Source organism: Elizabethkingia occulta, assembly GCF_002023715.1.
Taxonomy (GTDB): domain Bacteria; phylum Bacteroidota; class Bacteroidia; order Flavobacteriales; family Weeksellaceae; genus Elizabethkingia; species Elizabethkingia occulta.
In genome coordinates, this window is record NZ_MAHX01000007.1 from 75,252 (window position 1) to 92,694 (window position 17,443).

Annotated in this window: 17 protein-coding genes; 7 read left to right on the plus strand and 10 right to left on the minus strand. The window is 35.8% G+C overall.

Going from position 1 to position 17,443, the window contains the following annotated elements; genetic code table 11:
• Positions 1–216: 216 nt before the first annotated feature.
• The 3 genes from BAZ10_RS19005 to BAZ10_RS05115 form a co-directional block, all read right to left on the minus strand.
• On the minus strand, positions 217–393 hold the full coding sequence (locus tag BAZ10_RS19005; protein ID WP_165689684.1) for a hypothetical protein: 177 nt from the start codon (positions 391–393) through the stop codon (positions 217–219).
• Between the two features lie 109 nt (positions 394–502).
• The gene (locus BAZ10_RS05110) at positions 503–1,138 is read right to left on the minus strand and encodes a hypothetical protein (protein WP_078771145.1); all 636 of its coding nucleotides are present in this window, start codon (positions 1,136–1,138) and stop codon (positions 503–505) included.
• A 106-nt stretch (positions 1,139–1,244) separates the two neighbouring features.
• On the minus strand, positions 1,245–3,392 hold the full coding sequence (locus BAZ10_RS05115) for an endonuclease MutS2 (protein ID WP_078771146.1): 2,148 nt from the start codon (positions 3,390–3,392) through the stop codon (positions 1,245–1,247).
• A 71-nt stretch (positions 3,393–3,463) separates the two neighbouring features.
• On the opposite strand from BAZ10_RS05115, the gene BAZ10_RS05120 reads away from it, so the two are divergent.
• From BAZ10_RS05120 to BAZ10_RS05130, 3 genes are read left to right on the plus strand one after another with little or no spacing between them, the layout of a single operon-like run.
• Positions 3,464–5,557, plus strand: coding sequence for a polysaccharide lyase family 8 super-sandwich domain-containing protein (locus tag BAZ10_RS05120; protein WP_078771147.1), 2,094 nt, complete (start codon positions 3,464–3,466; stop codon positions 5,555–5,557).
• A 12-nt stretch (positions 5,558–5,569) separates the two neighbouring features.
• Positions 5,570–7,654, plus strand: coding sequence for a polysaccharide lyase family 8 super-sandwich domain-containing protein (locus tag BAZ10_RS05125; protein ID WP_078771148.1), 2,085 nt, complete (start codon positions 5,570–5,572; stop codon positions 7,652–7,654).
• Positions 7,655–7,659: 5 nt separating this feature from the next.
• Complete coding sequence (locus tag BAZ10_RS05130; RefSeq protein ID WP_078771149.1) at positions 7,660–8,304, plus strand: uracil-DNA glycosylase; 645 nt, start codon at positions 7,660–7,662, stop codon at positions 8,302–8,304.
• Between the two features lie 99 nt (positions 8,305–8,403).
• Here BAZ10_RS05130 and BAZ10_RS19010 read toward each other — a convergent pair whose 3' ends face one another.
• The 7 genes from BAZ10_RS19010 to BAZ10_RS05160 all read right to left on the minus strand — a co-directional run bounded on the left by BAZ10_RS19010 (position 8,404) and on the right by BAZ10_RS05160 (position 13,485).
• Complete coding sequence (locus BAZ10_RS19010; protein ID WP_165689553.1) at positions 8,404–8,550, minus strand: hypothetical protein; 147 nt, start codon at positions 8,548–8,550, stop codon at positions 8,404–8,406.
• Positions 8,534–9,121, minus strand: a complete 588-nt coding sequence (locus BAZ10_RS05135) for a zeta toxin family protein (RefSeq protein ID WP_078771150.1) — start codon at positions 9,119–9,121, stop codon at positions 8,534–8,536. The genes BAZ10_RS19010 and BAZ10_RS05135 overlap by 17 nt, the downstream gene beginning before the upstream one ends.
• A gap of 116 nt (positions 9,122–9,237) precedes the next feature.
• Positions 9,238–11,112: a heparinase II/III domain-containing protein gene (locus BAZ10_RS05140; protein WP_078771151.1), complete on the minus strand. Its 1,875-nt coding sequence runs from the start codon at positions 11,110–11,112 to the stop codon at positions 9,238–9,240.
• Between the two features lie 92 nt (positions 11,113–11,204).
• Positions 11,205–11,759: a DinB family protein gene (locus BAZ10_RS05145; RefSeq protein ID WP_078771152.1), complete on the minus strand. Its 555-nt coding sequence runs from the start codon at positions 11,757–11,759 to the stop codon at positions 11,205–11,207.
• A 256-nt stretch (positions 11,760–12,015) separates the two neighbouring features.
• A complete protein-coding gene (locus tag BAZ10_RS05150; protein ID WP_078771153.1) occupies positions 12,016–12,552 on the minus strand; it encodes a Crp/Fnr family transcriptional regulator in 537 nt (178 codons plus the stop codon).
• An 8-nt stretch (positions 12,553–12,560) separates the two neighbouring features.
• Entirely contained in the window at positions 12,561–12,980 is a 420-nt protein-coding gene (locus tag BAZ10_RS05155) for a hypothetical protein (protein ID WP_078771290.1), read from the minus strand.
• 19 nt (positions 12,981–12,999) lie between these two features.
• On the minus strand, positions 13,000–13,485 hold the full coding sequence (locus tag BAZ10_RS05160; protein WP_024567824.1) for a DUF456 domain-containing protein: 486 nt from the start codon (positions 13,483–13,485) through the stop codon (positions 13,000–13,002).
• Between the two features lie 93 nt (positions 13,486–13,578).
• Between BAZ10_RS05160 and BAZ10_RS05165 the strand changes: the two genes are divergently transcribed.
• The 4 genes from BAZ10_RS05165 to BAZ10_RS05180 all read left to right on the plus strand — a co-directional run bounded on the left by BAZ10_RS05165 (position 13,579) and on the right by BAZ10_RS05180 (position 17,442).
• Complete coding sequence (locus tag BAZ10_RS05165; RefSeq protein WP_078771154.1) at positions 13,579–14,841, plus strand: mechanosensitive ion channel family protein; 1,263 nt, start codon at positions 13,579–13,581, stop codon at positions 14,839–14,841.
• 28 nt (positions 14,842–14,869) lie between these two features.
• Positions 14,870–15,589 carry a pyridoxine 5'-phosphate synthase gene (locus tag BAZ10_RS05170; RefSeq protein ID WP_078771155.1) on the plus strand — a complete coding sequence of 240 codons (720 nt, stop codon included), beginning with the start codon at positions 14,870–14,872 and terminating at the stop codon, positions 15,587–15,589.
• A 64-nt stretch (positions 15,590–15,653) separates the two neighbouring features.
• Entirely contained in the window at positions 15,654–16,430 is a 777-nt protein-coding gene (locus BAZ10_RS05175) for an alpha/beta fold hydrolase (RefSeq protein WP_078771156.1), read from the plus strand.
• Between the two features lies 1 nt (position 16,431).
• Positions 16,432–17,442: an SDR family oxidoreductase gene (locus tag BAZ10_RS05180; RefSeq protein ID WP_059323089.1), complete on the plus strand. Its 1,011-nt coding sequence runs from the start codon at positions 16,432–16,434 to the stop codon at positions 17,440–17,442.
• Position 17,443: the final 1 nt, after the last annotated feature.

Genomic DNA, 17,443 nt, shown 5'->3' on the forward strand with positions numbered 1-17,443 from the left:
TTGAACAAAGAAAGATGGACAAACAAAAAAGCCCGTAAAAGGGCTTTCTGTTTTTAATATTACTGTTAGAGCCTATTTAAATTTTGATTAAAAAAATATTAGACTTCGACAGGCTCAGTCTGACACTCCTAAAAGTAAGATATCTTGAATGAACAATGTCACTCTGAGCCTGTCGAAGAGTATTAACAATAAAATTTTCACAGGCTCTTATTACTTCTACAGTGGACAGATTACTGCAGGGCATTTGTATCCCGGGCAAAGAGGTTTAGGTATTTCCGGACAACACTCATAGGTGCACCAGTTACCAGCACTACCGTTAATGCTTTTCATCTGTTCTCTGGACAATGCTTTTTGGCTTTTAAGCTTTAAAGCGTTTACTTTTAATGTTTTCATTTTTCAGTGATTTTGGTTAAAAAAAATATTATAAAAGTTTAGTACATGATTGTACAATAGCAAGTTAAATATTTTTTTTCAAATGAAAATACAACTAAAATATACCCAGTTATAGTGCTGTGTCTGGCTTTTTTGGGCCATATATCGCCTCCGGATTATTACGCAGGAAATAAACAAATATGCAATGGAATAATAACAATATGGCAAAAAGGAGAGAGCATATATAAAATGCACCTCCAAAACCTAATGTAATAGATAAATCGCTTCCAAAACCAACCTTATAATCTCCCAATCCATTCATTTGAGATTGAAAAGTCCAATAAAAGACAGATAAACATATTAATGCTATTGCAGAAAGCACAATATGGTAAATATATTTTTTCCTTATACTTCGGATAGCATGCAGAATGGTCCCTAAAACCGCAGATAACAATGGAATAATAATAAATGGGTTTGGCGGAATATTGCCTTTGGAATTATCCGACTTATCCATTGGAGAATAACCGATTTCATCAGACGAGTTATCATTTCCAAAAGAGCCAAAAGGAGAATCTTTTTTTAGTGTTTCTTTCATTTGTCTGTTCATTTTTTCTTTGGAAATACCTGTCACCAAATCGGTACCTTTAACAGATACTAGTGTTGTGCTGCCACACTTCACAAGAAAAAACGGAAAGAAGAAACATATAATAATTATACTGTAGCTGGGAATCGGTAATAGATCTGAAATGACTTTTAATGGTTTCATAATTGGTATTTTGGTAAAAATAGGGATTTAGCTCAAATAATAAAAAATCCCTTAACACAGCTGCTAAGGGATTGATATAAGTTGTATGGGATTTCGGAAATCCGAATTAGATTCTTTCTAACTCATCTGCATTTATGGTTGTCTTAAATGTTCCGTAATTTACAATCACTTTATTTTTAGAGATTTTTTCGATAGTACCTACACTTGTACTTCCGGAGATACGTACACGCTGACCTTCTTTTAGCCACAGCGCACGTTCTTTTTGTTTTTTCTCTTCCAGCTTTTCATTGGTTTCAGCAATCTTTTCTTTCACATCATCCTTTTTCAGTTGTTGGGTAATTTTCCGCTTTACTACTTTTAGTCTGTCATTGGTAGTCTTATCAGTTTCCTTGCGGCGGTATTTTTCCTGTTCCAGGATTTTCACAAAATCCTTTACAATATCTTTTCGGGACTTCCCGTTTACATAACCATCGATAAAAGATTCTACACGATTTCCAAACTGTAGCTTGCGGTGCTCTTCTTCATATAGCTTCTGAAAGTTGAAGAGTTTTTGCTGAAGCTGCTCATTTAGTTTTTGCAGATTATCGCGTTTGTCTTCTACAGATTCCTTTCTTTCAGTAAGATCAGATTTTAGTTTTTCAACCTCATATTTCTCTTGCTGCAGTTTTACAATAGTTTTATCAAGATTTACAATATCATGTTCTACCTTTTTCTGAGCATTTTTAATAATAAATCTTGGTATTTTATTTTTCTCAGCTACTTCGAAAGTAAATGAACTTCCGGCCTGGCCAATTTCCAATTTGTACATAGGCTCCAGAGTCTCTTCATCAAAGAGCATAGCTGCATTAATAGCATTTGGAAGTTGTTCCACAACCAACTTGATGTTGGTGTAGTGGGTCGTAATAATAGCAAAGCTATTCTTGTCGTAGAAAAATTCCAGAAAAGCCTCTGCTAAAGCACCGCCAAGTTCAGGATCGGATCCTGTTCCGAATTCATCAATTAACAATAAAGTATTATCATCTGCCTCACGAATAATACCTGCCATTTTCTTCAAACGCGAAGAGTAGGTAGATAAGTGATTTTCGATAGATTGATTATCACCAATATCCGTACGTATTTTATCGAAGAAGAACATTTCAGATTTTGGGTGTACAGGTACCAGAATTCCACTTTGAATCATTAATTGTAGTAATCCTACAGTTTTCAATGTAATGGATTTTCCTCCTGCATTGGGTCCGGAGATACAGATAATTCTGTTTCTCTCGGAAAGTTCCAGTGTCTGTGAGTAGATAGGCTTTTGCTCTTCCTGATTTCTCATCCATAGTAACGGGTGGAAAGCATTGATAAGTTTTAGTCTTTTCTTTTCATTAATTTCAGGAAGTATACCATTCACTTTATGGGCAAATCTGGCTTTAGCCTGTGTAAGATCAGTATCAAAAATATAAGCCTGATATTCCTCCAGCAAAGGTTGGAAGATAGCGATCTCTGCAGTAAGCTGGCGCAGAATTCTGTCTATTTCTTTTTTCTCCTCTTCTTCACTCTCACGAAGACGAAACTGATGCTTTACAACACTTTCCGGCTGTATGTAAGTAATAGAACCTGTTTTGGATACTCCAAGTGTTCTGCCTGGTATTCTTTTCTTGAATCCTGATTTTACGGCTAATACTCTTTGATCGTCTATAATAGTTTCACGAATGTCATCCAAAAGTTCCGATTGTCCGTACATTGTTAATGCCCGGTTGAAATTTTCCTGAATGGCTTTTCTTGCATGGCTGATCTCCTTACGTATAATTTCCAGATCCGGAGAAGCATCAGACTTTACCTCACCATAGCGGTTAAATACATTATTAATCTTCTCAATAATTTCTTTAGTCAGTTCAATTTCCTGAGACTCACTAAAAAGTACAGGATAATATTCATTGAACTTTTTGAAGTAAACCACCAGTTTTCCTACCATCATGGAGATATTCTTTATCTTCATGAAAGATGCTGCATCCAGACGATAGTTTTCTATACCCATTACCTTTAGCTCTGCTTCTATATCCTCATACTCATTGAAGGGGATAGCATTGTCATTCTCGTATGAAGATGCATATTCCGACACCTTAGTAAGACTTATTCTGGCCTCATCCAAAGGCATTGGTAGTATATGGGTAATCTGTTCTGCTATTTTCGAAGAAAATGCAAAAGGAACGATTTGTTCTAAGAGTTGCGGAAATTCTAATTCCGATAAATTGTCTTTTGTTACTTGCACAATGCAAAGATAATCAATGATAAAAGAAATTTCACTAACTTGCTTCAAACTAATTAACCGCGAACCTCAATATGAGAAAATTATTTTTTTTCATAGCCTGTGTTGTATGTATCAGCATAAGTAAGGCCAATGAAATAGATCTTATTAAACACCGGATTGCTGAATGGCACTGGGAAAAAGGATTGGATAAAGCTGCAACAGTACGAAATGCACAAAAATGGCAGCAAACACTACAAGATAATCAACAATGGAAAGATGTAGATTATGTAGATCCATCTCCAAGTGTGTGGAAGGGCATAGACCATCTGAAGCGCATTCATGAAATGACGGTTGCTTATACTGCACCGTGGAGCAGTCTGAAGAATAATCCGGAAGTTTTCAAAGCCATTGAAAATGCTCTTGTCTACTGGAACAGGAGTAAGCCTAAAAATAAAAATTGGTGGTGGAACGAAATAGAAGCACCCAGGGTATTGGGCGTTATCCTTATTATGCTTAGTGAGAAGGATAACCAAAATAGGCTTTCCAGTGAGCTGTTTGCAAATCTGGTAAAGCAAATGGAATATAAACGCTATAAAGGTGATACAGGAGTAAATATGGCGGATTATGATACGCATATTTTCTACAGTGGATTAATCAATAATGATGAATCTCAAATCCAAAGCGGACTGAATAATATATTCTCTATTAGTAAACCAACGGTAAAGGAAGGAATTCAGTTTGATAATTCCTATGCACAGCACGATATCATGCTGCATATCTTTGGTTATGGAACCGAATATCTGAAAGTAGAAACCTATATCGGCGCCATGGTAGCCGATACAAAGTTTGCCATGAAAGGTGAGCACTTACGAGTATTCACTGATTTTATTACTAAAACTTTAATTCCACAGATTCGTGGTCGTTATACCAATTCAACATCCTTTGGCAGACAGATCTCACGGGAAAGCTTTACTGATCTGGAGTGGCTGGTTCCTTATCTGGAGAGTCTTATCCTGATGGATAAAGCCAATACTCAGATTTATAAAGACACTATATTACGTCTTGAAGGTAAGAAGAAACCGAATTATCATATTGCAGAATTTCAGAAACATTACTGGAATACCGATTTTTCGTTTTATCAGGATAAAAACTATCAGTTCTCAGTTCGGATGTCTTCTAAATTTACAGAGCAGGCAGAGACCAATCTAAATGGAGAAAACAAACTTGGAGGTTACCGTTCTATAGGCTCTTATTCAATATTACAGGACGGGACAGAATATTTCAACATATACCCAGTATGGGACTGGAAAAAAATTCCGGGAACAACCACTTTGGATCAATTACCGATTCCGGATACCTATTGCCTTACTCCCGGAGTTTCTGGTTTTGCAGGTGGGGTAAGTAACGGTAAGATAGGTGCATCTGCATTTATGCAAAATCAGTTTGGTGTGAGAGCTGAAAAATCATGGTTTATGTTTGAAGGTGCAGTTATTTGTCTGGGCAATAATATTTCAGCTGAAAGAGAAGGGGAAGTCTTCACAACTGTGGAGCAAAGTTTTTTTAAAGATCGACTGGCTTATCAGAATAATGAAGAAACTAAAAAAGTTGCAGCCGGACAGTTGATAAATAATGTTGGGGAGCAGGTACTTATTCATAATAATACAGCTTATCTTTTTCCACAAAAGACAAATCTGAATGTCAGTACACAGGTTCAGAATGGCCGCTGGAAAGATATTAACGATGTAGGAAGTAATGAAGAACATAAAAATGCAGTATTTAAGGTGTGGATCAATCATGGAGAGAAAGCTGATAAAGCAGCTTACCAATACCTTATTATGCCCGGGATAAACAAACCTGCAAAAGCAAGAAAACTGGCAGATAATTTTGTGATACTTAATCAGACAAATGTACAGGCTGTGTATAGTAAATCTGCTAATAAGCTAATGTTGGTTTTCTTCAGACCTTCGGAAACGGAGATCGAAGGAATAAAGATAAAAGCAGATCAGGCATGTGTTATACTAATCGAAAATCCCGGATCCGAAAATCCGGAGTTATATGTAGCAGATCCTTCCCGGAAAGCAAAAGAAGTAAATATAGAATTAGGGACAGAAAAAATTAATATTCAGCTTCCTGTTACTTTAGATTATGCAGCTTCATCCGTTCACTATAAAAAAACTAATCCATAATTATAAATCAACATGAAAAAACTCTTACTAATACTATGCTGCTTTGTTTTTGTGGGATTTTGTAAAGCTGACGAGATAGAGGTAATAAAACAAAGAATTGCGGAATGGAACTGGTCTAATGATATCAACCGAACCGAGATAATCCGGGATGCACAGAAATGGACGCAGACATTACAGGCGGATCAACAATGGCAGGATGTAGACTATAAAAATCCTACACGTGCTATCTGGACAGCATTTCAGCACCTGAAAAGAGTAAAGGAAATGACCATTGCATATACAGCTCCCTGGAGTTCATTGAGAAATGATGAGAAAACTTTTGAAGCTATTCAAAATGGATTGTTATTCTGGAATAAAGCCAAAATGAAAAATATTAACTGGTGGTGGAATGAGATAGAAGCTCCAAGAACCATTGGTGTAATATTGATTATGCTGGAACGAAATAATGGAAAACAATTGCCTGGTGAACTTTTCAGTAGTTTGGTAAAACAGATGGATTATAAACGAACGAACGGTGTCACTGGTGTTAACCTTGCCGATTTTGATACCCATATTTTTTATAGTGGTTTGTTGAATCAGAATGAAGAAGAGATTCGGAAAGGCTTGGAAAATATTTTTTCTATCAATAAAGCAACAATAAAAGAAGGAGTACAGTTTGATAACTCGTATGCTCAACACGAAATTATGCTGCATATTTTTGGTTACGGAACAGAATACCTGAAAGTGGAAACTTACATCGGTGCTATGGTGGCTGATACCAAATTTGCGATGAAAGGCGAACAACTGAGAACTTTCACCAACTTTATTGCGAGAACATTGATTCCGCAAATCAGAGGGCGTTATACGAATTGGACATCATTCGGACGACAGATTGCCCGCGAAGATTTTACAGATATGAAATGGCTGGCTCCTTATTTTGAAAAGCTAATCTTAATGGATAAGATGAATACAAGTATTTATCAGGATGCAATTGAGAGAATTAATCAAAAGAAAAAACCAAATTTCCATATCGCAGAACTTCAAAAGCACTATTGGAATACCGATTTTACCTTTTATCAGAATCCTGTTTATCAGTTTTCTGTAAGAATGTCGTCTAAATATACACAGCAAGCGGAAACCGATCTGAATGGTGAAAACAAAAAAGGTGGAAACCGCTCTATTGGTTCTTATGCATTATTGCAGGATGGTACAGAGTACTACAATATTTATCCGGTATGGGACTGGAGAAAAATCCCGGGAACGACTACGCTGGAAAATTATCCTTTACCGGATACTAAATATTTAACTCCGGGAAAATCTGTATTTGCAGGTGGGGTAAGTGATGGTAAAACCGGAGTGTCAGCATTTTTGCAAGATCAGTTTGAAGTAAAAGCCCAAAAATCGTGGTTTATGTTTGGAAAAGAAATTGTTTGTGTCGGTAATCAGATTTTCACGGATAAAGATGATGAGGTACTAACAACAGTAGAACAGAATTTCTTTAAAGATAAAGTTACTTATCGGAACTGTGTTGATAAATATGAAGTAAAAGAAGGACAGTTGGTAAATAGCAATGATCAGCAGATCCTTTTACATCGGAATACAGCTTACATATTTCCGGAGAAAACTAATCTGACTATTTCTTCCCAGATACAGAAAGGAACATGGAAAGAACTGACAGAACTGGGAAGTACGGAAGAAAAGCAATCAGCCGTATTCAAATTATGGATTAATCATGGCAAAAAAGTGAATAATGGCAGTTATCAGTATTTTATTGTACCTGGCATCCGTAATGTGAACAGAGCGAAGAAAATTACTGCTGATTTTACCATATGGAATCAGAAAGATGTACATGCAGTGTATCAGAAATCTTCTAAAAAGCTAATGTTGGTCTTCTTCAGACCGGGAGAGATCGAACTGATGGGACAGATGATTAAGGCGGACCGTGCCTGTACATTACTAATCGAAAATTTGGAAGCACAAAATCCTGAAGTTTTCGTTTCCGACCCTTCAAGAAAAGAAAAAGAAGTAAATTTGGGGATCGGAAAAGAGAATATTCATATTAATCTGCCTACCGACAGAGCTTTTGCGGGCTCTTCGGTACACTATAAAAATAAATAAGAAAAATGATGTGGTCTGAGGTTTTAGCTCCTATTAAAAGTTCTGAATACTTTGAAACCTTATGGAAGAAGGTTAACGAACAGTATAAAACACAAAAATGCTTTCCGCCGAAGAATCAGATCTTCAGGGCGCTGGAGCTTACTCCGTTCGATGATGTAGAAGTGGTAATTATAGGGCAGGATCCTTATCATAACGATGGTCAGGCGAATGGTCTGTGCTTTTCCGTATCCGAAAGTGTAACTGCACCTCCTTCTCTAAAAAATATATTTACAGAGCTGAAAGATGATCTTGGCATTACCAGAAGCAAAAAGGAACTGGATGACTGGGGACAACAAGGGGTTTTACTTCTTAATGCAACACTTACTGTACAAGCACATCAACCTAATTCACATAAAGACTTGGGATGGGAGAAATTCACAGACTATGTGATTCGTCAGATTTCTGAGAAAAAAGAAAATGTAGTTTTTGTACTTTGGGGAGCTTTTGCACAGAAAAAAGCTGCGCTGATAGATACTTCAAAACATCATATTCTGGCATCGGCACATCCTTCGCCTTTTTCAGTATACAGAGGTTTTTATGGAAGCAAGCCTTTTTCTAAAATCAATGAATATCTGGAAACAAAAGGAAAGAAACCTATTGTTTGGGGATAGTAATCAGTAATTTTCTGAACTTAATATATAAACCTCATAGATTTCTAAGATCTATGAGGCTTTTTATATTGGCATACCATAATATATTTGGAAAACAAATTATGGTTTTATTCTTACGATTTTGTTTTCACGAATAACTACAATTTCGCTGTTCTTTTCTCTTTTGAATTTAAGCATCCTTTCGTATGCTTTTTCAAGTCCCTGTAGTATTTTAGTTTTTCTTTCGTTTTTAGCTTCTTTTGTCATAATAAGTTTTTAAATTATTAAACTTTTCTAAATCATAAATGATAATATCTTCATCATAAGACTTTTCAGCAATTAAAATATGCTTTCCTTCTGAGTTGTCAAAAATTAGAATTTGATCAACAATTTCTAAATAAATATCAAACAAATTCTTAATTCCGTTCAGATATCTTCTTTCAATGACATCTTTAGGAATATTATGGCCACCTTCATTAACTCTTATCCTTACACGTTCCTTTGCTAGTTCTGAACTTTCAAGCCAAAAGAAAAGCAAGGTCGTATTATAATTGTTTTCTTTTGCATACTCAATTTTTTGTTTGTAAGTTTTCGTTGCCAAGGTTGTTTCAAATGCAAAAGTTTCCTGATTTTTAAATAATTCATCAATCCTGTTAAGCATTATCCTCCCAGCTTCAAAAGCTACTTTTTCTGGTTGAAAAGGAGAAAGCCCTCTAGCAATTTCATCAGCATTTACAAACTCTTTACAGTCTAGTATTTCAGGTAAAATTGTAAAAGAAGCCGTTGTCTTTCCAGCTCCGTTACAACCAGCAATAATGTAAAGATTTTTTTCATTCATTAATGCAAAATTAGCACAAAAAAGTATTATTATAATACTTTTTAAGAAAGACTTTGGTTTTAGAAGAGATGAATTATTTTTTATATAACTTAATGATCCTTAGTTATAACGATGCTTTATTTCCACTCTTCCAAAGGTTGTACTTTCGCTTCGAAGCGTTTTTTCATTTTACCTTTCGGAATTAGTTGTACGGCAAATATGCTTTTGGTATTAGCAGGCAACTCGGCTTCAAATCCCACGAGTACAGTTCCCGGATTAGGGGCATCATAAGAATTTGTCGGAGCTGTGCTCCATGTTTTAAGTGTGACAGGAGTGGCAGAATTAATCTTTAAGAGTAATTTCTTATTGTCTTTTTTTAATAAAATTTCAGTTGGAGAAATAATTTCTGCATCAGCAGGAGTCAGCATTCTCCAGCGTACTATTGTAGAGGCACTTCCTGTCTGAACTTCGTCCTGAATAAGTGCATAATCCTGATCCTTGAGAGCAACACCTCGGACAACCTTAGAGACTTTGTTTTTGTACAGGTCAGAAAGATCTGAGGTTGCAAAGCTGAAGTTTTTATTATCTGTTTTTTTCAGAAATGTAGCTTTTCCTTTTGAATATTGTTGATCGTTGTCAAACGTAAGCATGTTATGAGACAGACTGTTGTAACGGAAGACTGTCCAACGCTGTGCGTTCTGCCCATAACTCCAGAGATCAATGTTTTTAGATTCAAGGGATTCATACTCTTGTTGTCCAAAATCCATTGCCCATCTTACGCCATCGGAATCAAAGACAAAAGAACCTACATCCATATGTCCATGTTCAACACTTGGAGATCCCAGCTTGAACCCCAGAAATAAAGCCTTAGGATTTGTCCAGCTGCTGCGCATCATAGCTACAGGATTATCACCCTCTCCAGACCAGAATAATTTTTCCGGACGCTGAGGTGATAATTTTTGTATATCTTTCCCCCATATAGGAATCAGAGGAAGAAAACGATCAGAAGTAAGTTGTTTAGCTTTATCGGAATTTCTTATGTATTGAAGATCGTTCCATACCAGTGACGGATTATTAAGATTTTTAGCGAACCAGAAAGTTGCGGAGCTCATTTCCGGAGACGACATGCTATCGGAATAATTAAAAGATAGTCCGGATGTACCCATCAAATGCTGGAAATATTCTGCTGTAGCTGTAAAGCCAGGGGCATGTCCTAAGCCATAATCACTTTTGGTTAATTTTTTCAGCACATCCAGAAATATAACATTGTAGGTTGTTCCGTAAGCCCAATAAGAATAACCTTCGGGATAAGTTCCGTTAGGTTCATATCTTTTCATAGGGACTTTGATAGATTCTATTGCCCTTGAAATAATTTGAGAAGCCATTGCCGGATCATTTTCATATACAGCCATAGCACCTAAAGAAACTCCGGCATTGCAGACCTGATTCCAATTGTTTTGTACTTTTAACCAACTGTTATATTTTTTATCCAGTGAAGGCTTTAATCCTTTTTCAATAATTGCAGTTCTGATTTTCTCACGCGAGGTGTCCGATAATTTATCATACAGCCAATCGTAGCCTATAGATACAGCGAGTGTCATTTCTGCTACATCCAGAAAATGAATAGGATTCCAATCTGTAAACGATGACAATTGTAACAACTCTTTTTCAGCAGCATCAAAATATTTTTGTTCTTTAGTTGTACGGTATAAATAAGAAAGAACAAAAACCCTTCTCAATGCTTCTCTGGAAATATGTAACAGTCTTTTTCCTATTTTTTTGTGCTCCAGAAGGGGAAGATTTATTATTGAATTTCCGGATTTTTTCAGGGCAAAATCTACCTTTTTTAAATCGGAATTGTGAGTAATAGCGTTGATTAATGTTTTTTCTTCATCCTTTTGCATAAATAACCGTGGATGAGAAACAGAAGCAATTGCGTCAAAGCTTTGTTGTGCATTTACACAGCTAAAAGACATTAACAATGTAAATACAATAGGAGTAATATATTTCATGATTAATTAGTTTAAAGTAAAAATAATTAAAAAGAAACTTGATACTCGTTTTTAATGAAAACTATAGCGAAAACGTTTTCATTGATAAGTATTTACATTATAATTTCGCTGGTAGCTTTTATCGCTTGCTGAAGATGTCTTTCGTTGTGGTAAATAAAAAAGCGAAAAGTATCACCCAGTTTTAATTTTAAATGTTTGTAGATACTGATAGAAACCTTCGTTTTGTTTAAGCTTACTGCTTTTGATTCCTCCAACAACATTAATGTTTGATGAAGTTGCTTAAGAAAAGTATCCAGAATAAAGCTATCCAGTTTACTGCCCAATGGATTCATATTTTTAGGAGATTTCATTTTATTAAGCTTCTCCTTGGGCTTTATAAGGTTGGTGAAATAGTTACCTAATATTCCGCTTTTGAACGTGTTTTCAGAAAGATAAGAAGAGTTTTTTATTCTATTTTCAATTTCCGGTAAATAGAAATTTCCATAGCGGTTAAGATGTTCAATACACTCCAAGGCACTCCAACTTTCAGCAGAAGTTTTCTGATTTAGCTTCATTTCTGCTTTCGATTTCAGTTTTTCTATAATCTGTATATGCGATTGTACGAGTGTGGTTAATTCATTGTAAAACTGATCAAACTGAATTTTCATTTCTTATTTTTTTAATACGATTTTAGATTAACCCAAAGCCACAAAATAAACATACTATTAAGGCACAAAGATTTTATCTTACGATAAAAATTATGATTTTCCCTTCGTGTCTTTAAAAAAGGATTAATATTCTAAACTAAATTGTGCCATTGTTTTAATTGATATAATGGCAGTATATAGAAAAGAATAGTCCTACATGGGCTTTGATACTTTTAGCAAAATTCAGCAATTGGTTCTTTTAAACCCTTGATTGAGATCAAGATTTTTTAATGCGGGAGAGCGTCTCCGGAGTCATACGCAAGTAATTGGCAATATGCTTATTCGGAATCTGTTGGAAAACCTGAGGACTTCTTTTTAGCAGGCGATAGTAGCGCTCGCGTGGTGATTGGGTGAGAAGATCTATTTCTCTTTCGAACTGCTGCAGATTTAAATCTTCCAGAATACTATTCCATAGTTGAAGGTGTTGCGGATCTTTATTCATTATTTGCATAAAAGAGCCTTTGGAAGCAACAAGGATTGTAGTTTTTTTTAGAGCCTGAATATAGAGTGGTGAAGGTTTATTGCTTAAAAAAGAATCGAGGGAAACAATAATATTTCCAGAATAACCAAAACGAATATTGCGTTCTTCAGCATCGTCGGAGATAAAGATTCTTACGCTGCCTTCCCGTATGAAATAAATATTGGTGTCGGTGCTGCCTGACTCTTTCAGGTACTCATTTCTATTTAGAATAATAGCCTTCTCAAACAGATTTTCATCTTTGAGAAGGCTATTAATATCTGGTCGGGATGACATTTATATTGTTAGTTTGTTTTCGAAACTTTTTCAACTCTTACACTAATGCTGTAATCGCTCTTTTTAAGTTCAATATTGGTAACTCTATCCGGCTGAATGCTTTCCAGAGTATACCGATATCCACCCAAAATCTGAGTTTTTGCATATTTTCTGTCCGGCATATCCTGAGTGTCCAGTATAAGAGTCTGATTATTTACCTTCAGCTTTATTCTGGCATTACCAATCCATATGCATCTGGCATTCATAGGACATCGGGAATCTTCCGGAACGTCCACAAATTTTATTTTTAATTTCTCCTTTTGCAGAGATTTTTCCTCACCCATTTTCAGAGTGATAACCGGCCCTTCTATATAACTGGTATTAGATGTTGCTTTACAGGATGACAAAGCACTTAGCCCTAATAAAGCGGTGAAAAGATAAGCTTTCATATAATGTAATTTGGTTTGTTTAAAATAAATCAATTATTACTACAATAAGCATAGCGCAGCCTACTACAAAATTAAACCCGGTTCCGTAAAGAAAACCGATTAAAGCTCCTTTAGTAGAGTTCCATGCTTTTTTATGATCTTTACGATCGTGGAGTAATTCACCAACAAAAACACCGATTAGCATTCCTATTAAAAATCCGAATATTACCGGTATAAAAAACATACCCAATATAGTGCCAATAAATGAGCCAATGCTTCCCCAGCGGGTACCGCCATATTTTTTGTTGGTTTTGGCAGGAATGACATAGTTCAGTATAGCAGATAGAAGGGTTAGTATCCCGAAAATCCAGATATATCCCATGGACATATCAGAATTGGTGCCGAATTTATAAATCAGAAGTCCGGCATAACTAACAATAAGTCCGGGTAATACCGGCAGGAATGTACCCAATATTCCTATGATCAGTAAAATAATGCAAACAAGCGTTACAAGCCCCTCTTCCATATTGTAAATATCTGGTTTAAATGTAAGGAATTTAAAGAAAGTGAAGAATAAATTGTTAATTTTGTGTATTAAACGAAATTTACATCCCGCTACATGAATAATGATTTACAGGAAACAAGAGATTTTCTACAGCAAATCAGTTATGACATTAATGTATTCTTTGCAAAGTACTTTGATGGCAGTATTGCGTGGATATTTCAGGTCACCAGTAAGATTTTAGTTCTTCTTGCATTTTACTTTATTGTAGACCTGGGGATAAGACTTTTCTTCAACTTTCTCTATAAGATTATAAAGAAAGATAAGTATCCGTTTGTAGAAGCACTTTATCAGTCAAAGTTTCCCCGTGCTATGGCACATGTTATTGCATTAGGTTTATGCAGTTTTGCACTGGATTCTATTTTCTATAAGAATATGCATCCGGCTACCAAATCTATATTGGATGTAATTGTTCAGATAGGACAGTTAATTGTAATCGGTAGTGCGGGACTTCGTTTGTATAAATCTGTAGAGATTTACTATATTCTGATTAAAGAAAATTATAAGCTTATTGCTTTCAAAGCAGTATCCCAGACGCTTAAAATCTTTGGTGGTGTGATTCTGTTTTTTATTGCCATCAAGATTGTTTTCAAAATCAATAGTGGTACTATTCTGGGAAGTTTAGGAGCCATAACTGCCGTGATGGTATTGGTTTTCCGGGATACTATTTTGGGGTTTGTTACCGGGATTCATGTCGCTACATCCAAAAATCTGAAAGTAGGTGACTGGATAGGAATTCCAAAATATAATATTGAAGGGAATATTACAGATATTAGCCTGTTGACTACCAAAATTGTAAATTTTGATAAAACAGTATCTACAATTCCTACCTACGATCTGATGTCCACGGAAATCCGGAATTATCAGGTAATGACTGAAGGTAATCTGAGAAGGATAAAGCGTTCCATGATTTTCAATATTAAATCTTTCCAGTTTTTGACCAAAGAAGATTATGAAAGGCTGGAAAAAGTAAATTTGATCTCGGATTATATCATTACTAAAAAGAATGAGATTGATTCCGAAAAGCTGGATCTTCATAATGCAGATAATATGCTGAATGGTCAGCAGCTAACCAATATCGGAGTTTTCAGAAAATATGCTGAAAATTATCTGCGTAACAATCCCAACATAGAACAGAAAGAGATTATATTGGTACGCCAGCTGGAAATTACACCACAGGGAATGCCATTAGAAATATACTGTTTCACCATTTACTCTAATCTCGAAGATTACGAAAGAGTACAATCCGATATTTTCGATCATTTGTTAGTTGCTACACACGACTTCGGTCTGGAAGTAATACAGGTGAACAAAGTTTAAGAAAGTAAATTACATACAATAAAAGAACATGACTAAATTAAGCGTCAATATTAATAAAATAGCAACATTGCGAAATGCGAGAGGGGGTGATGTACCGAGTGTAACACAAATAGCTGTTGATGCACAAAAATTTGGAGCACAGGGAATAACAATACATCCGAGACCGGATGAAAGACATATTACCAGAAAAGATGTTTATGATCTTAAACCTTTGGTAACCACAGAATTTAATATAGAAGGAAATCCACACCGCTCATTTATAGATATGGTACTGGACGTGAAGCCAGAGCAGGTAACATTGGTACCGGATGCAGATGATGCAATAACCTCTAATGCGGGATGGGATTGTAAAACTCATCTGGATAAACTAACTGATATTATTGCGGAATTTAAAAATGCAGGTATCAGAACTTCTATTTTTTTAGACCCGGATCCTGCGATGGTAGAATATGCTGCTAAAACAGGAACAGACAGAATAGAGTTGTACACTGAGGCTTATGCTACAAATTATCCAAAAGATAAAGAGGCCGCTATAAAGTCTTACTATGAAACAGCACTAAAAGCAACAGAATTTGGCTTAGGCATCAATGCCGGACACGATCTTAGCTTGGATAATCTGAAATATTTTGCAGATAAGATTCCTAATTTACTGGAAGTTTCTATTGGGCATGCACTAATTTCTGAAGCCTTATATTTGGGTCTGGAAAATACTATTCAGTCTTACCTGAAGCGCATAGCACAGTGGTAGGTTTGGAATACTGAAGGTTAGAATAATGTTGAGAATTTAAATTTTATTATTTAAAATTAAAGAAGTGGAAATTTTACATTCAAAAATATACGGACAAGATAAAACCGGAACACCATTATTGGTGTTTCATGGTTTATTTGGAATGCTGGACAATTGGGGGTCTTTCGGACGTGAATTTGGCGAATTAATGCCGGTACACCTTATCGATCTTCGTAATCATGGAAAAAGCTTCCATTCCGATGAGATGACCATAGATGCAATGGTGAACGATATCCAGGCTTATATGGATCATTACGGAATGGAAAAAGTGTATCTGTTGGGTCATTCTTTGGGAGGGAAAGTAGTGATGCAATATGCAATCACCAATCCCGAAAAAGTAGAAAAGCTTATAGTAGCTGATATGGCACCAAAAGCATACCCGCCACATCATCAGGGGATTTTTAAAGCACTTAATAGTGTAGATTTGACTCAGGTAACCAGCAGACAAGAGGTAGAAGAAGAACTGAAAAAATATATTCCGGAGATTGGTGTTATCCAATTCCTTCTGAAAAACCTGTATTGGACAGAAGATAAAAAACTAAACTGGAGGTTTAACCTTCCGGTACTTACGGATAAGTACACTACTTTCGTAACTAATGCTGTAAAGTATGGAGTTTATAACGGACCTGTTTTATTCTTGGCAGGAGCAAACTCCAATTATATATTGCCACAGGACGGACTCCTGATCAGACAGCAGTTTCCGGATTCTGAAGTCAAAAAAATCGCAAATGCCGGACATTGGGTACAAGCAGAAAACCCGAAAGACTTTAATGCGGAAGTAAAAGAATTTTTAACACAATAACATGGTTTTAGTTACCGGAGCAACAGGAATATTAGGAAGAGTCATTGTGCTGAAACTTTTAGAAAAAGGATTCAGTGTAAAGGCTACAAAGCGTCCGTCGAGTAATATAAACGATGTGAAACATTCCTGGTATGCCTATACAGATAAGGCAGAAGAATATTTTAATAAAATCCAGTGGGTTGATACTGATTTTGACGATGCAGATTCTTTGCAACATGCATTAGAAGGCGTTACAGAGGTATATCACTGTGCCGCAAGAGTCAGCTTTAATCCTAAGTTCAGAAAAGAGCTGTACCATACCAATATTGATGGTACCAAAAACTTGCTTTATGCCTGTGAAGGTTCTTCGGTAAATAAATTTTGTTTTATAAGTTCTATAGCTGTTTTAGACGGATTTAATGAAAGTGGAGAATTAGATGAAGAGTCCGATTTTAAACATGCTTTGGAGCACTCTGCATATGCAAAGTCCAAACATTTTTCGGAAATGGAGGTATGGCGTGCTTCAGCAGAAGGACTAAACACTGTGATTCTACTCCCGGGAATTATTCTGGGAACAGGAAATTGGGAGGCAAGTAGTGGTAAGCTATTTAGCTCTTTCGAAGTAACTCCCTATACATTTTCCGGCAGTTCTGCATATGTAGATGGCAGAGATGTTGCGAATATCGCAATAGAGTTAATGGAAAAAAATATTTTTGGAGAACGCTTTATTACAATAAGCGAAACCAGCACTTATAAGAGTTTCTCTGAGAAAGTACGCAGCAAATTAGGGCTTTCTGCTCCTAAGATTATTCCGGATGGTTTGTTACACTTTTCCCGAATTTTCGGAAAGCTGGGCTTCCTTATACCAACTCTTAAAATGCTTAACAAATCCAATATAGAAGCGATAACGGCACATAATAAAATATCCAACAAAAAGATAAAGGAGCAACTGGGTTATCAGTTTATCCCGCTTGACGAAAGTATAGACTTTCACCTGAATAATTATATTAAAGACAAAAAATTGAAGTCTTAAC